13 protein-coding genes are annotated in these 16,214 nt (G+C 71.8%); 6 read left to right on the plus strand and 7 right to left on the minus strand.

Annotated elements, in window-relative coordinates:
* Window positions 1-150: 150 nt before the first annotated feature.
* The 3 genes from ACFWI4_RS02695 to ACFWI4_RS02705 form a co-directional block, all read right to left on the minus strand.
* On the minus strand, window positions 151-2,073 hold the full coding sequence (locus ACFWI4_RS02695) for a glycoside hydrolase family 5 protein (RefSeq protein ID WP_387190107.1): 1,923 nt from the start codon (window positions 2,071-2,073) through the stop codon (window positions 151-153).
* Window positions 2,074-2,353: 280 nt separating this feature from the next.
* A complete protein-coding gene (locus tag ACFWI4_RS02700) occupies window positions 2,354-3,904 on the minus strand; it encodes a peptidoglycan-binding protein (protein ID WP_387190109.1) in 1,551 nt (516 codons plus the stop codon).
* Window positions 3,905-4,793: 889 nt separating this feature from the next.
* A complete protein-coding gene (locus tag ACFWI4_RS02705) occupies window positions 4,794-5,108 on the minus strand; it encodes a WhiB family transcriptional regulator (protein ID WP_385394042.1) in 315 nt (104 codons plus the stop codon).
* A gap of 283 nt (window positions 5,109-5,391) precedes the next feature.
* Between ACFWI4_RS02705 and ACFWI4_RS02710 the strand changes: the two genes are divergently transcribed.
* Complete coding sequence (locus tag ACFWI4_RS02710; protein WP_385394045.1) at window positions 5,392-5,757, plus strand: nuclear transport factor 2 family protein; 366 nt, start codon at window positions 5,392-5,394, stop codon at window positions 5,755-5,757.
* Here ACFWI4_RS02710 and ACFWI4_RS02715 read toward each other — a convergent pair.
* The gene (locus ACFWI4_RS02715) at window positions 5,748-6,848 is read right to left on the minus strand and encodes an Lrp/AsnC family transcriptional regulator (RefSeq protein WP_387190112.1); all 1,101 of its coding nucleotides are present in this window, start codon (window positions 6,846-6,848) and stop codon (window positions 5,748-5,750) included. The genes ACFWI4_RS02710 and ACFWI4_RS02715 overlap by 10 nt on opposite strands.
* A gap of 124 nt (window positions 6,849-6,972) precedes the next feature.
* On the opposite strand from ACFWI4_RS02715, the gene ACFWI4_RS02720 reads away from it, so the two are divergent.
* Entirely contained in the window at window positions 6,973-8,409 is a 1,437-nt protein-coding gene (locus tag ACFWI4_RS02720) for an MFS transporter (protein WP_387190114.1), read from the plus strand.
* Between the two features lie 65 nt (window positions 8,410-8,474).
* Here ACFWI4_RS02720 and msrA read toward each other — a convergent pair whose 3' ends face one another.
* Complete coding sequence (gene msrA, locus ACFWI4_RS02725) at window positions 8,475-8,987, minus strand: peptide-methionine (S)-S-oxide reductase MsrA (RefSeq protein WP_387190116.1); 513 nt, start codon at window positions 8,985-8,987, stop codon at window positions 8,475-8,477.
* Between the two features lie 330 nt (window positions 8,988-9,317).
* On the opposite strand from msrA, the gene ACFWI4_RS02730 reads away from it, so the two are divergent.
* Both ACFWI4_RS02730 and ACFWI4_RS02735 read left to right on the plus strand, forming a co-directional pair.
* A complete protein-coding gene (locus ACFWI4_RS02730; protein ID WP_387190118.1) occupies window positions 9,318-10,283 on the plus strand; it encodes an MHYT domain-containing protein in 966 nt (321 codons plus the stop codon).
* A 139-nt stretch (window positions 10,284-10,422) separates the two neighbouring features.
* Window positions 10,423-11,238 (plus strand): alpha/beta fold hydrolase, encoded by an 816-nt coding sequence (locus ACFWI4_RS02735; RefSeq protein WP_387190120.1) that lies wholly within the window; start codon window positions 10,423-10,425, stop codon window positions 11,236-11,238.
* A 67-nt stretch (window positions 11,239-11,305) separates the two neighbouring features.
* On the opposite strand, the gene ACFWI4_RS02740 is transcribed toward ACFWI4_RS02735, so the two are convergent.
* Window positions 11,306-11,914 carry an ATP-binding protein gene (locus ACFWI4_RS02740; RefSeq protein ID WP_387190122.1) on the minus strand — a complete coding sequence of 203 codons (609 nt, stop codon included), beginning with the start codon at window positions 11,912-11,914 and terminating at the stop codon, window positions 11,306-11,308.
* 280 nt (window positions 11,915-12,194) lie between these two features.
* On the opposite strand from ACFWI4_RS02740, the gene ACFWI4_RS02745 reads away from it, so the two are divergent.
* On the plus strand, window positions 12,195-12,791 hold the full coding sequence (locus ACFWI4_RS02745) for a TetR/AcrR family transcriptional regulator (RefSeq protein WP_387190125.1): 597 nt from the start codon (window positions 12,195-12,197) through the stop codon (window positions 12,789-12,791).
* A 77-nt stretch (window positions 12,792-12,868) separates the two neighbouring features.
* Here the strand turns inward: ACFWI4_RS02745 and ACFWI4_RS02750 are convergent, their stop codons facing one another.
* Window positions 12,869-14,515, minus strand: coding sequence for a sigma-70 family RNA polymerase sigma factor (locus ACFWI4_RS02750; protein ID WP_387190127.1), 1,647 nt, complete (start codon window positions 14,513-14,515; stop codon window positions 12,869-12,871).
* Between the two features lie 272 nt (window positions 14,516-14,787).
* On the opposite strand from ACFWI4_RS02750, the gene ACFWI4_RS02755 reads away from it, so the two are divergent.
* Entirely contained in the window at window positions 14,788-16,200 is a 1,413-nt protein-coding gene (locus ACFWI4_RS02755) for a DEAD/DEAH box helicase (protein ID WP_387190129.1), read from the plus strand.
* Window positions 16,201-16,214 lie beyond the last annotated feature (14 nt).

Genomic DNA, 16,214 nt, shown 5'->3' on the forward strand with positions numbered 1-16,214 from the left:
GTCCCGGCGGTTCCGAGTCGCCCGCCGGGACCACGGCTCCCCCAGGACGGAACCGCACCCGGGGGCGGGACGCGGGGACTCGCGGGGTGCGGGATGCGAAAGGCCGCCGCCGCCCCGCATAAACCGGGGCGGACGGCGGCCGTACGGTGCTCAGTTCAGCTTGCGGCACAACAGCGCTGCCGGGCCCTGGGCGGAACCGAAGCGGGTCGTGAACGCGATGCCGGCGGCGTACTCGTCGTCGGCGCACTGGCCCTTGTAGTCGCCGTTGGCGAAGTCGCCTCCCGCCGCGCCGGCGGGCCGGTTGTCGGAGCGGTCGAACCAGACGGTCCGGCCGGCTCCCGCGAGCGAGCGGGCCGCCGGAACGCACAGGGCGGCCGACGTCCGGCCGCCACGACGGCTGTACCCGATGAGGAAGTTCCCCGCCGGGCACTGCAACTTGGTGTAGCCGGAGGCCCAGTCGCCGCCGGAGGGAACGTAGCGCTCGTCGGTGACGACCGTCTGGGTGGCGGCCGCGGAGCGGAGGTCACCGGTCGAGACGTCGGTGCACAGCGCTCGGACACCGCTGTGGCCGAGTCCGATCAGCCGTTCGCCGTCGGGACACGTGGCCTTGGACGCGCCCGAGTCCCAGTCGCCACCCGCACGTACGCGCAGGGACTGCACGTAGTCGCCGTGATCGGTGGCGAGCATGTTCCAGCCGGGGACGGCGGCTACGGATCCGGTGAGGGTCGGGGCCGTCATGAGCCGGTTCCACGCGGTGCCCCGCCAGTCGGACTGGTCGAGGATCCCGGACCGGTTGCCCGCGGTGTCGTACCGCAGCAGGGCCCAGTCGTCGTGGCCCTCCCAGCCGACGAGGGGCCAGTAGGCGAAGTCGACGTCGTGGTCGGCGAAGTAGTCGGTGATGTTGCCGAACCAGGTCCGGGCCGCCGCGCCGGTCTCGCCGGAGCCGATGCCGAACTCGCTGATCCACACGGGAGCGGTGAAGTGCTGGTTCGCCTCCGAGGAGACGTAGAAGGCTTCGTCGTTGAGCGCCTGGTAGAGCTGGTCGCGGGTGAGGTCCTGGTATCGGGCGTCGTGGGTCTCGCCGATTCCGGTCGCTCCGCTGTGGTTGGGACCGGTGTATCCGTAGAAGTGGGCGGAGTACACCAGCTTGTGGGAGGCGACGAGGGTGTGGGACAGGTTGCGGACGGGGGTGAGCATGGGGCGGCCGTGCGGCAGGCCGTCCACGGGCAGCCCGGTCCAGTTGATCCCCTCGATGACGATGAGGAGGTTGGGATTGGCCTCGGAGAGGATGCGGTCCCCGGCCAGCTGGGCGGCCGCGTACCAGTCGTGGGCGTCGCCCAGGCCCCAGTTGGGGTCGTCCAGTACGTCACGGCGTACCTCGTTGTAGAGGTCGGCGCCCACCACCCGTGGGTCACCGGCGTAACGGCGGGCCATGAAGACCCAGTCGTCCGCCCACTGCTGGGTGGACTGACTGCTGTTCCAGCGCTCGTTGCCGTCGACGCCGCAGCACCAGCGTGAGGTGTTGGTGTGGTTGTTGAGGATGACGGCGAACCCGCTCCCGGTGAGGGCGGAGACCACGGCGTCGTAGACCTGGAGGGGCGTCTTGCCGCGCAGCCCCGGGTTGGCGGTGACGGCGGCGTCCGGCACCGGCGTCGTCGAGTGGATCATCGCGTTGGAGAAGGGCAGCCGGATGCTGTTGATGCCCAGCCGGTGGAAGTCGTCCAGCAGTTGGGGCAGCGACGCCCGGTCCAGACCGAGGGGGACGCCGTAGGAGTCCTGTCCCGCGTGGTGGTTGGCCGGGTCGTCGATGCTGCCACTGCCCGTCCACGAGCCCTGGGCGCCGTCCCAGTTGGCCGACTTCAGCCGGAACCGGTTGCCGTTGGCGTCCACGATGTACCGTCCGCGGGTGGACAGCGGCGCCTGCCATGTCTCGGCCGCCGGGGCGGCGACGGTGGCCGCCCGTGTGCCGCCCGCGGAGTCCGAGGTGGCGGCGACCGCCCCCGGAGCCGTGGCCAGCAGAAGGAGGGACGCTGTCGCTAATGTCAGGTACTTGCCAAATCTGAGAGTGGGCATCGGACCTCTGTGAGGGGTGTCGGTACGCGAACGTGCGGGTCGGTGCCCGCCGGAGCCTAGCGGGAAGGCCGACCCCGGGCGACGGTTCCGGTCAGGCGTGACGCCCGGCACAGGCGGACGGCCGCCGAGCCGTGAACTCGGCCCGGGGGAAGGGCGGTTCACGGCTCGGTGTGGTGCTGGCGGTGCGGTCTCCGGTGTCGTTCAGTAGTCGGTGCGGTCGTTCAGCGGGGTGTTGCGGTTGTTCAGCGGGCGTTGCGGTCGTCGCCGTCGTTGCGGGCGTTCAGCGGACCCGGATGAACAGCACGTCGTACCCGCTGTTCGTGCTGCGGCTCTTGACGTAGACGCCGTCGGAACCGCCGTTGGGGTTTCCGGTGTTGCCCTCGACGGTGGTGAAGCCGGAGCCGCCGCTCACCGTTCTCACGATGCCTATGTGCTCGTGCCCGCCGGTGTAGTCGTTGCCCCCGTTCCAGTCGAAGGCCACGATGTCGCCCGGCTGCGGGTTCGTCGTCACCGAGAGGTGGTAGTTGCCGGCCCTCGCCTGCTTGACCCAGCCCGAGACATAGGTGTTGCGGTAGGAGCTGGCCCCGGTCTGCTTGGCCACCCAGCTCACGAACGTGGCGCACCAGGCGTAGTTGCTGGTGGACAGCGACAGGCCCACGGCCGATCCGTAGCTGTTGGCCCGGGCGCTGCCCTCGACCGTGCCGACCTCGGCCTCGGCCACGGTGAGGATCTTGCCGTATCCGCCTCCGGGCGCGGGCGTGGACGGCGGGGTGACAGCCCCGTACAGGGCGGCCTTCGTGTTCGGGCCGACCTGGCCGTCGACCGACAGGCCCTTCTCGGCCTGGAAGTCGCGCACCGCGCTGTCGGTCAGCGGTCCGAAGTCGCCGTCGACGGCGAGATCGGCTCCGTGGTGGTTGAGCAGGCTCTGCAACTCGGTGACGCAGCCGCCGCGCTGGCCCTTGACGATGGTGCCCGGGCACGAGCCGGAGTTCAGGTCGATCGGTGCCGGTGCGCCGCTGCCGCCACCCGTGCTGATGTTGGAGTACAGGGCGGCCTTGGTGTTCGGGCCGACCTCTCCGTCCACGGACAGGCCCGCCGAGGACTGGAACGACTTCACGGCCGTCAGGGTCAGGGGCCCGAACTGGCCGTCCACGTCGAGGTGCTGCCCCTTGCCGTTGAGCAGGGCCTGAAGTGTCGCGACACAGCCGCCGCTCTCCCCCTCCACGATGTCGGACGGGCAGGCGGCGGACCGCAGGTCCAGGGCGGTGGAAGGCGACTCGTCGGTGTCGTAGAGCTCGCGCTTGGTGTTGGTGCCGACCTGGCCGTCGACCGAAAGGCCGTGCGTGGACTGGAAGTCACGGACCGCGCCGTTCGTCGCGGGACCGAAATCGCCGTCCACGTCGATCGAGTAGCCGAAGTGGCGGAGCAGCCGCTGGAGTTCGGTGACGCAGCCGCCCTTGTCGCCCTGGACGACGTTCGCCGGGCACGACGAGGAGTCGAGGTTGACGGGCGACGGGGCCGAACCCCCGGTCGCGTACAGCTTGGCCTTGGTCTGGGGGCCGACCAGGCCGTCGACGGCGATCGCGGTGGAGGACTGGTACTCGCGGACCGCGTAGAGGGTCTTCGCTCCGAAGGAACCGTCCACCACGAGGCCGGCGCCGTGGGCGTTGAGCAGGTTCTGCAACTCGGTGACACAGCCGCTGACCTGGCCCTGCTGGATCACGCCGGGACAGGACGCGGAGGTCAGTCCGACCGCCGCGGGTGCCGCCGAGGCCGGACCGGCACCGAGCAGGATGCCCGCGGAGAGGAGCGCCGTCGTCGCGGCGAACACCCCGGTTCTCGTTCTCCAGCCGGGTCCGCCGTTCCCGCGGCCCCGATACGGGCTGGGCATTTTGTCGGTGTGACCACGAAATGAAATCGTTCTCATGGCTGCGAAACGTCTCCTTCGCTGAATGCGCGGATGACTTCCGGAGATCGTCCGAGCCGAAACCGCGCACTGCCTCAATGGGGTGTTCGTGGAAGGATTCGCCCGCCCGGAGGACGTCTCAATCAGGCCTTCGTCCGGCACATGGCGGCGAAATCGACATGGTGGCCAGGTCGGCATAATTGCAGATCAACACCCTTGTACAGTAAGGGAGTTGAGGTGTCATCGAAGATCGTGATCGGGCTGTTCATTCCGCGCACGACGGTGACAGTTCACGCCTGTGCGCACAATGCCGGATGACACAAGTGGCTGGATTCAATCGATACCCGGGGCCGGAAAAAACGCATGTGAGACAGCCTCGGAATGTTTAGTGCTTTTCGGCTGCCTGTCTCATTGAGGCGAGTCCGGACTCATTTTGTGCGGGCCGAGCGAAAGGTGCGGATCGCGGCCCCGCTGGACGGCCAGGGCGCGTGAGGAGGGCCCACGCCCGCCGGGCCGACGTCGACGGCAGGGCGAGGGCGGTGAGGACCGAGCCAGGACCGTGAGGACCGAGCCAGGGCGGCGAGGCCGGCGAGCTGATGCCGCGCGGGTGGGGCCGGTCCGGATCCGCCGGGTCTCCGTGTTCATCGGACGACCTCAACGCGGTGAGCGAGAAGCGCGCGGGCACACCGCGGCGCACGGCGGACGACTGCACGCCCCCACGAACCCACGGACCCATGCCGAAGGGGGCGCCGGTCACCTCCCCGGAACCGGATACCCGTTCCGAAGGCCCGCCGCCCCACGTCGTGCCAGGAAGTCAGCTCGCCCGGTGCGCGACGGCCGGAGCGGCGTCCTGCGAGCGCTCGTGTTCCACCCGGGCCGTCTCCAGGAGGTGCAGCCAGGACGTGACCGTCGGCCTGCGGCGCAGCAGGGCACGGCGCTCGCGCTCGGTCATGCCTCCCCAGACGCCGTGCTCGATGCGGTGGTCCAGCGCGTAGGCGAGGCATTCGGTGAGCACGGGGCAGCCGATGCACAGCATCTTGGCCCGGTTCTGTGCCGCGCCCTCGACGAACAGGTCGTCAGGATCGGCCGTACGGCACAATCCTCGATCGCTCCAGTCGGTGCTCGTCATCTCGTGATGCCGTCCTCTCCCCTGGCCCCCGCCTGCGAGTTGCCCGCCTGCCCTGGGCAACAGGCATATGACACTACGCCTTTCGAGGACCGCAACTCTATCTGCCGTACGGCACCACACCTTCGAGTGAGCGCGGCTTGCCTCCCGCGCGCGGCAGCGCTATGGAGGTGCCTCGACGGTTCAGGGTCCGACACAGCGCCCGCGCGGCACGGCGCGGGCGCCGTCCTCCCCGTCCCGCCTCCCTCCCACCCTCTTCCCTCACCCTCACCGGAAAGCAGGAGCCATGTCGCGGAACAAACAGACCGTCGAGACCTACCTGGACGGTTTCCGGAAGAACGATCACGCTCAGATCCTGAGTTGCCTCACCGACGACATCGAGTGGACGGTCTTCGGCGGCTTCCATCTGACCGGCAAGGAGGCCTACGACGCCGCCATCGAGGGCCCCGGCTTCGTCCCGCCGCCCAGCCTGGACGTCGTACGCATGGTCGAGGAGGACGACGTGGTCATGGCCGAACTCACCGGGGCGGTGACGCGGGACACGGGCGAGACGATGCGCATGTCGATGGCCGAGGTGTTCCGCATGCGCGACGGGAAGATCTGCGAGCGCCGCGCCTGGGTCATCGAGCTCAAGCGGAACGACTATCTCTGACCGGTCGCGTGTGGGCCGAGGCGGAGCGTCGTGGCGGCCTTGTAGGTGCGAAGGACCGGCGCCGTCTCGATCCGCGTGACGGCGTCCCAGGCCACCCGGCGCGTCAGATAGTGGTGCAGGGCCGCCGCGTCACCGCACAGGGCGTGCGCGACCAGGTTCGTCGGGCCGGTCGTGGCGGCGACGACGGCGAGTTCGTCGTGGCCGGCCAGCGCCGTCGCCACCTTGTCCAGATGCGCCGGGGCCACCTGCATCCACAGCAGCGCGGACACGGTCACGCCCAGCAGCGCCGGATCGATGTCGATGTCGAAGAACACCGCTCCCCGCGCCCGTAGTTCGGCCAGTCTGCGGGCCACGGTGGACGCGGTGGTGCCGGTGGCGGCGGCCAGTTCCGCGTAGCTGAGGCGCGCGTCCTCGCGCAGCGCGGCCAGCAGCCGTAGGTCCGCGTCCGTGAGGGGGCGCGCGGAGGCGCCGGTGGAGGCGGAGGCGGTGGCGGAGGCGGAGGCGGTGGAGTCGCCGACAGTGGCGGTGGAATCGCCGGCGTTCCCGGCGGAATCGCCGGAGTTCCCGGTTTCCGTCCCGTCCGCGGCGGGCGACTCGGCACGCAGGCGTGCCACCTGGTCCGCGTCCAGGGCGACGATCCGGCCGCGCCACGCCGTCGGGCCGCCCAGATACATGTGCAGCATGTAGTGCGCCGACACCGCGGTGATCCCAGCGGTGCGGGGGATGTCCCGCAGCAGCAGCGCGTGCGCGTCGGGACCGGCGGGCGGGGTGTGGATGATCGCGACGATCTCCGTTCCGCCGGAGGTCAGCCGCACCCAGGAGGTGTCCGGACGCCGGGCCAGCGCCGTCGCGATGTCGTGCGCGCTGCGGGTCGCCGCGGTCAGTCGTACGAACCACTGGTGCGTGCCGGAACTCTCCGGCGTGGGGAGGGCGACGACGCGCAGCCCCGCCCCCGCGTACAGCCGGCGGTAGCGGCGGACCACGGTCTGGGTCGAGCACCCGAGGACATCGGCGACGAGCGTGAACGGCGCCCGCGCGTCCACGTGCAGGGCATGGATCAGACCCCGGTCGAGCTCATCCAGTACGAGCATATTCGTCAAATTAGCCGACCTGCATGGCAGATATCACGGAAGTCGGCGCAAGGGATGGAAGCGGTCGTGACCGCGGCGGCACGGTGGCCCACGGCAGATCCGTGTCGTCCCCGGGGGGAGACCCATGTCCCGCAGCACCGAGCCCACCACCGACCGCGCCCGGCCCGTCACCGTCGGGCCGCCCGGCTCCCGCCGCCGCGGGCTCGCCCTCGCCGCCGTACTGACCGCCGAGGCGATGAACCTCCTCGACGCCACGATCGTCCAGGTCGCCGGCCCCGTCATCCACACCGATCTCGGGGGTGCGCGGGCGACGATCCCGTGGTTCAGCGCCGCCTACACCCTCGCCTTCGCGCTCGGTCTGCCGACCGGCGCCCGGCTCGGCGACCTCGCGGGCCGCAGGCGGGTCTTCCGCGTCGGCGTGCTCGTGTTCGCCGCCGCCTCGCTCGCCTGCGCGCTGGCGCCCGGCGCCGCGACGCTGATCGCGCTGCGTGCCGTGCAGGGTGCGGCGGCGGCCGCGATCATCCCGCAGACGTTCGGGCTGATCCGCGCCCTGTACACGGGCGGTGAACTCACCCGGGCTCTCGGCATGATCGGCCCGGTCATGGGCCTGTCCGCGGTTCTCGGTCCCGTTCTCGGCGGGGTGCTGACCCATGCCGACGTGTTCGGGTCCTCGTGGCGAGCGGTCTTCCTCGTGAACCTTCCGCCGGCCGCCGCGGTCCTGGCCGCCTCGGTGTTCCTGACCGAGGACCGTGCGCCACGACGGCCCCGCCTCGACCCCGTCGGAACCGTTCTCGCCATGCTCGGCACCGCGCTGGTGGTGTGTCCGCTGGCCGCCGCCGGGAGTCCGGGCCCCGGCCGATGGGCCGTCGCCGCCTCGGGCGGGGTGGTTCTGGCCGCGTTCGTCGTCCAGCAGCGCCGCGCCGGGCGCGGCGGCCGGGCCCCGCTGATCGAGCCCGCCCTGTTGCGCGGGCGGGCGTTCCCCGCCGCCCTGGCCACCTCGACGCTGTTCTTCGCCGTCATGAACGGCGTCATGATCACCGTCGTGCTGCACGTCGAACTCGGCCTCCACGACGGGCCGCTCACCGCGGGCCTCACCCTGCTGCCGTGGTCCACGGGCCTCGCGGCCGGGTCCTGGGCGGCCGGCTCGCATCTGGTCACGCGGTACGGGACCCGGGTCCTGCACACCGGCATCGGCGTGCTCGCGGTCGGCCTGGCCGCCGCCGTCCTCGCCTACCGGGGTGCGGCCCCGGGAACGTACCCGGAGCCGCTGCCCGCCGCGCTCGGCGTCGCCGGACTGGGCACCGGTCTGTTCACCCCGCCGTTCTTCAGCACGGCGCTCAGCGGTGTGGGACCGCAGGAGACCGGTTCGGCCGCCGGTCTCCTCAACGCCGTGCAGCAGCTCGGCGGCACACTCGGTGTCGCGGTCGTCGGGGGCATCTATCTGGGTGCCGCCGGTGACGCGGGCACGGCGGCCCAGCGGGCGCTGGGGGCCGCCGCGGTCGCCCTGGCCGCCACGGCGGTGGCGGCCAGGGTCATGACCGCCCGCCGCGACACGCGCTGACGCCCGGCGGCCACCGGTCCACCGGCCGGCGCCCCGACCGGCCTCCGGGCGTCACCGGTGCCCGATCACGCCTCCGCGCGCCTCGGCAGACGCCAGTTCGGACGGACGAAGTGGCAGGTGTACCCGTCGGGGTAGCGCTGGAGGTAGTCCTGGTGCTCCGGCTCCGCCTCCCAGAAGTCCCCCGCCGGGGCGACCTCGGTCACGACCTTCCCCGGCCACAGCCCGGAGGCGTCCACGTCGGCGATGGTGTCCTCGGCGATCCGCTTCTGCTCGTCGTCGACGTAGAAGATGGCGGACCGGTAGCTGAGACCGATGTCGTTGCCCTGCCGGTTCTTCGTCGACGGGTCGTGGATCTGGAAGAAGTACTCCAGGATCGTCCGGTAGTCGGTCTTGGTGGGATCGAACCTGATCTCGATCGCCTCGGCGTGCGTGCCGTGGTTGCGGTACGTCGCGTTGGGCACGTCGCCGCCGCTGTATCCGACCCGCGTGTCCAGAACACCCGGGAACGTCCTGATCAGATCCTGCATGCCCCAGAAGCAGCCGCCGGCCAGCAGCGCCCTCTCCTCGTTCCCGCTCATCACGCGCACCCCATCTTCCTAGTCCTCGTCGGACGCCTGCGGCCGCGTTCCCACGCTCCGCCCGCGGTCCGTCCGCCCCGTCCTCACACGAACGTGGCACCGCAATGCACAAGGCCGGAAGGGCCCCTCGAAATTCCCCGCCGGTCGTCCGGAAGGGATCCGGAAGGGCACGAGGACCCGGGCGCCTCAGAACCGCGAAACGGGGGCTCCGACGCGAGATCGATAACGATCGCGCATGTTTCGATCAACAGGGGCTTGAGAATTTGCTATCGCTACCAGGAAACGTGCTCAATGTCCTTCTTAAGTCGGCAGTAAAGCGTTAGGGAGCGGATGAACGGCACGATCAACGGCTTCAGTTACGGGCTGGTCACACCGGTGGCGGCCTTCGTCATGGCCTGTGTGGGCTCGGCGCTGGGGCTGCGCTGCGTGGTGCGCACGGTGCACCACGAGCCCGGATGGAGGCTGGGCTGGCTCGCCCTCGGGGCCAGCGCCCTGGGCTGCGGCATCTGGACGATGCACTTCATCGCCATGACGGGCTTCTCCGTCGCGGAGACGCCCATCACCTACGACGTCCCGCTGACCGTGCTCAGTCTCGCCGTGGCGATCGTGGTGGTCTCCGCCGGCGTCTTCATCGTCGGGCACCGCGGCGCCACGCGGTCCGCCCTCACCGTCGGCGGCTCCATCACCGGCCTCGGCGTCGCGACGATGCACTACCTCGGCATGTTCGCGATGCAGCTCAACGGCGACCTCCGCTACAACGCGTTCACCGTGACCCTCTCCGTGATCATCGCCCTCGTCGCGGCGACCGCCGCGCTGTGGGCCGCCGTCTCCGTGCAGGGCTTCGCCCGCACCCTCGGCGCCAGCCTCGTCATGGGCCTGGCCGTCACCGGCATGCACTACACGGGCATGGCCGCCGTGAGCGTCCACCTCCACAACACCATCGGGTCGGCCGTCGCCGGCCAGGAGGGCACCTCGCTCCTCCTGCCGATGCTGCTGGGCCCGATCATCTTCCTGATCCTCGCCGCGGCCATCGTGATGTTCGACCCGGTCCTGATCCTCGGCGACGGCAGCTGGGACAAGCCGGCCAAGAGCCGGTCCAAGGTCGTCGCACGCGGAAACGCCATGCCGGTCCGGGTGTCCGGAATCCACGACGCCCCGGCGCCGCTGGCGCACGACGTGCCGCAGGCCGACAACCGGCAGCAGGCGGCGCCCCAGTGGCCCGCCGACGAGCGCGCCCCCCAGTACAGCGACACCGGCGCCGGCGCCCCCTACGGAGCCCGGTACGACGGGGAGTGACCCCTCCCCCTCTTCCGGCGGCCCGGCCGACGCGACCACCTCGCGCTCGTGCCGGGCCGTCGCCGTTTCCCGTTCATGGAAGGCGACTTGGGCCGGCGCCCCGTCCGGGGGGCGTGATCTTGTAGCTAGGGTGCCGTGCATGACTTCGATGGCTGTGCGCGGTACGACGCTCCACTACGACGACACCGGCTCCGCTGCCGGACTGCCCGTCCTGCTCATCCACGGGCATCCCTTCGACCGGACCCTGTGGGCCCCTCAGGTCCGGGCGCTCGCCGCGGCCGGACACCGGGTCGTCACCCCGGACCTGCGCGGCTACGGCGCCAGCGGGGTGGAGGAGGGCACCGTCCTTCTGTCCGCCTTCGCCGATGATCTGGTGGCGCTCCTGGACCACCTGGAGATCGGGCGGGCCGTGGTGGGCGGGGTCTCGATGGGCGGGCAGATCGCCATGGAGGTCCAGCGCGGCCACGCCGACCGCGTCCGCGCGCTCGTCCTGTCGGACACCTCCGCGCCGGCCGAGACGGACGAGGGCAGGGCCGTACGCAACCGGATGGCCGACCGCCTCCTCGCGGAGGGGATGGACGGCTACGCGGAGGAGGTCATCGGCAAGATGCTCGCCGCCTACAACGTCACCGCGATGCCGGACGTCGCCGAGCACGTTCTGCGGATGATGCGCGCCACCGATCCCCGCGGCGCCGCGGCGGCCCTGCGCGGGCGCGCCGAACGCCCCGACTACCGTGACACCCTCGCCGCCGTGGGATGCCCCGTGCTGATCGTCGTCGGGGCCGACGACGTCTTCACGCCGGTCGCCGACGCCGAGGCCATCCACGCGCTCGTCCCGCACGCGGTCCTGACCGTCGTCGACGGCGCGGGCCATCTGCCGGGCGCCGAGCAGCCCGAGCGGTTCAACTCCGCGCTCCTGGACTTCCTGGCGACCCGGGTGACCCCCCGGGACTGAACGCCGCGCCGGGCGGGACGACGGGCGGGGCAGAGCGACGGGCGGGGTCGCCGCGGGGATCATGCCGCTACGACGGGGTCTCCGTCGGCACTTCGAACCACATGGTCTTTCCGGTGGGCGTACAGGTGCTGCCCCAGCTCTCGGCGAGCAGATCGAGGAGTTCGGTGCCGCGGCCGCCCTCCGCGTCGGCGTCCGCCTCCCGGCGCACGGGACAGACCGGCTCCGTGTCCTCGACCTCGCACACCAGGCGGTCGCCGCGCAGACACAGGTTGAGCCGCAGCGGGCCGCGCGTGTGGCACAGGGCGTTGGTGACGAGTTCGCTGACCAGGAGCTCCGCGGTCTCGGCCAGCTCCTCCAGGTCCCACTCGTCCAGCTGGGCCGTCACCAGGCGGCGCGCCCGGCGTGCCGAGGTCAGCTCCCGGGACAGGGGCCAGGAGGCCTCCCAGGGGGTGACACGCGCGCGGGGCGCGTCGAACGGGCGGATCGGTTGCAGTACACGCGACCAGAGAGCCATGTTCCTGGCGAGCCACGAGGTGGGTGCAGCCTCCACGAATGCCTCGTTCCCCTGATCGCGTCTCGTGGCCTCCGCGCGTCCCGGCCCCTCGGGCCGACGGTAGAGCCGAGCGAAGCGCCCCCGGCGAGGAGTCGCCAGGAGGTCTATGGCCCCCGGGGCCATGGGAATCAGTCCCTTCTGCTCTGCACTGCCCGCGACCACGCCGCCTGGGCGGCACGGACCCGTCGACGACCGGTCCGGACAAGTGTCAGGTCACGCGTTCCTGTAACGCCCGTCACGATAACAAATATACATGTAGCACTTGCTACGGTAAGAATCCTTTCCAAGGGTACTCATCGGACATATGGAATGTGTGAGGGGTCACATCGCCCCCACCCGGATCACGCCCGCGACCGCGCCTGCGGGGCGCCGTGTCCCCGCCGCGGCCGCCCCGGGAGTCCTGATGACTCGACCGTCCGACCAGACGAAACGACGTGATCTGACCGACCGGGTCCGCGCCTACCTGGTGCGCAACGGGCTGGCCGGACTGTCCCTGCGCCCGCTCGCCCAGGCCCTGGGGACCAGCGACCGCATGCTCCTGTACTACTTCGGGAGCAAGGACGCCATGGTCGCCGAGGCCCTCGCCCTGGACGAGCGGCGACCGCTGCTGCGGGCCCGTGACACGCTCGACGCCACCGCGACCCCCCGGGACCCCGCGGGAATCCGGCGCTTCATGGAGGAGATCTGGCGGCAGTTCGGCGCCCCCGACCTGCGGCGCGCGCTCCCGCTGTACCTGGAGATCATGGCCGCCAGCCTGATCGACCCCGACCGGTACGGGCCCGTCCTCGGGGACGTGCTGACCGAGTGGACGGACCTGCTCGCGTCGGTCTTCCGCGGCCTCGGCATGACGGAGGGCCGAGCCCAAACCGAGGCGCGCCTCCTGGTCGACGCGACCTTCGGCCTGGTCGTCGCCTCCCTGGCGGAGGGCGGCCGGGAGCGGGCCGACGCCGCCTTCCACGCGCTCCTGGACCGCCTCGAACCCGGCTGGCACGTCACCTGAGACGCGTCCGGCCCCGAGGCGCGCCCGACGCGTTCACGGCCGGCGGCGCTCCGACGGGAAGGGGAGCGCCGGGCGCCTCACAGCTTCGCCCCGAAGTCCTGTGTCCACCACGGGCCGCCCGTCCCCCGGTGCACACCCACTCCGATGTTCTTGAACGAGCAGTTGAGGATGTTCGCGCGGTGCCCCGGGCTGTTCATCCAGGAGTCCATCACGGCCTGCGGGGTCTGCTGCCCCATGGCGATGTTCTCGCCGTACGTGGACCAGTGGTATCCGGCGGCGGTGATGCGCTGCCCGGGGTCGGCGCCGTCGGGGTTGGTGTGCTCGAAGAAGTTCCGTGCGGCCATGTCGTCGGAGTGGGCCTGAGCCGCGTCCTCCAGCTGCGGGTCCTCCGTGACGGGACCGCAGCCGGCCGCCGCCCGTTCCTTGTTCACCAGCGCGACCACCTGCCCGACCGTCGTCGTCGGGGCCGACTGGGTCTGGGCCAGGGCGGTGGCCCGCCGGGTCGGCGCGGCCGAGGTCGCGGCGGCCGACCTGGTCGGCTTCGCGGGACGGGCCGTCCTGGAGGCCTTCGCCTCGGGCGTACGCGACGGGGAGGGCGAAAGCGATGCCGAGGCGGTCGCCGACGCGGACGAGGAACCCGAGGCGTCCGGCACCAGGTCGGCGACGGAATCGCCCGCGGCCCGCGAGGGACCCGCGTCGTCCGTTCGCGACCCGGGCCCGAGGTCGAAGTACCAGAGGCCGCCGCCCGCCACACAGACCGCCACGAGGGCACCGCCCAGGGCCCGGCGCCGTGCGCGCCTGCGCCTGCGCGCCTCCCCGCGCGAGGCCGCCCTTCCGCGGGGTGCCCGGTGGCCGGCCCCCGCCGAGCCCGTCTGCCCGTGTCCCGCGGAGCCCGGGGGCCGGGACGTCGAACCCGTGGCCGCCATCCCCCCGGACGCGCTGCGCAGCGCGGCGGCCACTCCCGGCGACACGGCGACGAGCGCCAGGCCGGCCAGCAGTCCCTCCGCGGGCATCAGTCCGCTCCACAGACCGGAGCAGCGGACGCAGTCGCGGGCGTGCCGGGCGATCCGCTTGCGCCACAGCGCCGAGGGCCGGCCGTCCCACGAGGAGAGGACGCCCCGCAGCTCCTGGCAGGGCGGGTTGGCGGCGAGGGCCCGTACGACCACCCGGGCCGTCTCCAGCTGGGCCTTCATCCGCTGCACCTGGACCGCCGCGTGCTGCGGCGACAGCTCCAGCGCCTCGGCCACCTCGGCCCGGGTCACCTCACCGGCGCACTCCAGCCACCACAGGGAGAGCACGCCCCGGTCCTCGGGTTCGAGCCAGCGGGTCGCGAGCGCGGTCTCCCTGCGCTGCCCGGACAGCTGGAGCCGCACCATCGTCAGGTCCACGAAGTCGGCGCCCGGGTCCGCGAGTTCCTCCGCCTCCTCCACGCCCTCCGGGGCGAGTTGACGGTCCCGCCAGTGCGCCCTGACCTGGTTCATCGCGATCGCCACGAGCCAGGAGCGGAAGCTCTCCGGCGTCCGCAGGGTGTCCAGACCGTCCAGGGCGCGGAGCATGGTGTTCTGGACGACGTCGTCGACGTCGACGGATCCGTTCAGCGCGCGTCCGACGATGTTGTAGACCAAGGGGAGATAGGCGCTCACCAGGGCGTCCTGGGCCGCCGGGTCGCCCGACCGGGCGGCAGTGACCAGTGCCGCCGGATCCACCGGGTGCTGTCTCCTCATAGAACTTCCCTGTCCTCGACTCCGAACGATGCTGCCGTTGCCTGGGAGACCGCCGGCCGAACCTCGAATAACAGTTCTTCGCAGACTCGTTGCGGAGATGTGTGCCACACCCGGGCGCCGGCCGCAAGGAAGAAGGTCACACCGGCGGACTTCGGGCCGGTGCCCGCGGGTCCGCTGGTAAAATGGGGAGCACGCTTCGAAGTCACCGGGGCCCGTGCCGAGCGGCACGGGCCCCGGGGCGTTCCCGGGCGTCAGACTGAGGAAGGTTCCCCATGAACGCGAAGCCGCCGGCCCCCGGACGCTCCGACGCCGGCGGGCATCACCCGGCACGGCAGGACGACACCCCGGTGTCGTCCGCCCCCGCCACCGGCCTGCCTCCCGTCGCCTCCTTCGACGCGCTCGGCCTGCCGGCGGAGCTGGTGGCCCGGATGACCGCGCTCGGGGTGACGGAACCCTTCCCGATCCAGGCCGCGACCCTGCCCAACGCGCTGGCCGGACACGACGTCCTCGGCCGGGCCCGGACCGGCTCCGGCAAGACGCTGGCCTTCGGACTGGCCCTGCTCGCCCGGACCGCCGGTCTGCGGGCGGAGGCCAAGCGGCCCCTCGCGCTGGTCCTGGTGCCGACCCGGGAGCTCGCCCAGCAGGTCTGCGACGCGCTGGAACCGTACGCGCGGACCTTGAACGTACGACTGGCGACGGTGGTGGGCGGTCTGTCGATCAACCGGCAGCAGGCGGCGCTGCGGGCCGGTGTCGAGGTGCTCATCGCGACGCCGGGGCGGCTGACCGACCTGGTGTCGCGCCGGGACTGCTTCCTGAACCAGGTGCGGATCACGGTGCTGGACGAGGCGGACCAGATGTGCGACCTGGGGTTCCTGCCGCAGGTCTCGGACCTCATGGCGCAGGTGCGCGCCGACGGGCAGCGGCTGCTGTTCTCCGCGACGCTCGACCGCAACGTCGACCAGCTCGTCAAGGACCACCTCCACGACCCGGTGCTCGCCTCGGTCGACCGGGTGGCGGGCTCGGTCGCCACGATGGAACACCATGTGCTGAACATCCACGGCGCCGACAAGTACGCGACGGCGACCGAGATCGCCGCCCGTGACGGCCGGGTGCTGATGTTCCTGGACACCAAGGCGGGCGTGGACCAGTTCACCCGTCATCTGCGGGCGAGCGGCCTCCGCGCCTCCGGCCTGCACAGCGGCAAGTCGCAGCCGCAGCGTACGCACACGCTCGCCCAGTTCAAGAACGGCGAGATCAACGTGCTGGTGGCCACCAACGTCGCCGCGCGGGGCATTCACATCGAGGCCCTCGACCTCGTCGTCAACGTCGATCCGCCCGCCGACGCCAAGGACTATCTGCACCGCGGCGGCCGCACCGCGCGCGCCGGGGAGGCGGGGAAGGTGGTCACCCTGGTCACCCCCGACCAGCGGCGTGATGTGAACCGGCTGATGTCCGAGGCCGGGATCCGGCCCACCGTCACCCAGGTGCGCTCGGGCGAGGCCACGCTGTCCGCCATCACGGGGGCCAGGCGCCCGCCGACCGGGCCGAAGCAGGCCACGGGCAACGCGCCCTTCCGGGGCATGGGCACCCGTCCGGGACGCCCGGCCAAGGAGTCGCGCAAGACCGCGGACGCCCGCAAGGCGGCGGAGGCCCGCGCGGCGGCCCGGGTGCGCAAGGGACGCTGAGCCCGCGGGACCGG

The organism is Streptomyces sp. NPDC127038 (genome assembly GCF_042725875.1).
Classification (GTDB): Bacteria; Actinomycetota; Actinomycetes; order Streptomycetales; family Streptomycetaceae; genus Streptomyces.

What these genes read in the sequence shown, in the direction of transcription:
- ACFWI4_RS02745 (WP_387190125.1), top strand. Translation starts at nt 12,195, where the DNA reads ATGACTCGACCGTCCGACCAGACGAAACGACGTGATCTGACCGACCGG.
- ACFWI4_RS02735 (WP_387190120.1), top strand. Translation starts at nt 10,423, where the DNA reads ATGACTTCGATGGCTGTGCGCGGTACGACGCTCCACTACGACGACACC.
- ACFWI4_RS02730 (WP_387190118.1), top strand. Translation starts at nt 9,318, where the DNA reads ATGAACGGCACGATCAACGGCTTCAGTTACGGGCTGGTCACACCGGTG.
- ACFWI4_RS02705 (WP_385394042.1), bottom strand. Translation starts at nt 5,108, where the DNA reads ATGACGAGCACCGACTGGAGCGATCGAGGATTGTGCCGTACGGCCGAT.
- msrA (WP_387190116.1), bottom strand. Translation starts at nt 8,987, where the DNA reads ATGAGCGGGAACGAGGAGAGGGCGCTGCTGGCCGGCGGCTGCTTCTGG.
- ACFWI4_RS02720 (WP_387190114.1), top strand. Translation starts at nt 6,973, where the DNA reads ATGTCCCGCAGCACCGAGCCCACCACCGACCGCGCCCGGCCCGTCACC.
- ACFWI4_RS02750 (WP_387190127.1), bottom strand. Translation starts at nt 14,515, where the DNA reads ATGAGGAGACAGCACCCGGTGGATCCGGCGGCACTGGTCACTGCCGCC.
- ACFWI4_RS02755 (WP_387190129.1), top strand. Translation starts at nt 14,788, where the DNA reads ATGAACGCGAAGCCGCCGGCCCCCGGACGCTCCGACGCCGGCGGGCAT.
- ACFWI4_RS02695 (WP_387190107.1), bottom strand. Translation starts at nt 2,073, where the DNA reads ATGCCCACTCTCAGATTTGGCAAGTACCTGACATTAGCGACAGCGTCC.
- ACFWI4_RS02710 (WP_385394045.1), top strand. Translation starts at nt 5,392, where the DNA reads ATGTCGCGGAACAAACAGACCGTCGAGACCTACCTGGACGGTTTCCGG.
- ACFWI4_RS02740 (WP_387190122.1), bottom strand. Translation starts at nt 11,914, where the DNA reads ATGGCCCCGGGGGCCATAGACCTCCTGGCGACTCCTCGCCGGGGGCGC.
- ACFWI4_RS02715 (WP_387190112.1), bottom strand. Translation starts at nt 6,848, where the DNA reads ATGCTCGTACTGGATGAGCTCGACCGGGGTCTGATCCATGCCCTGCAC.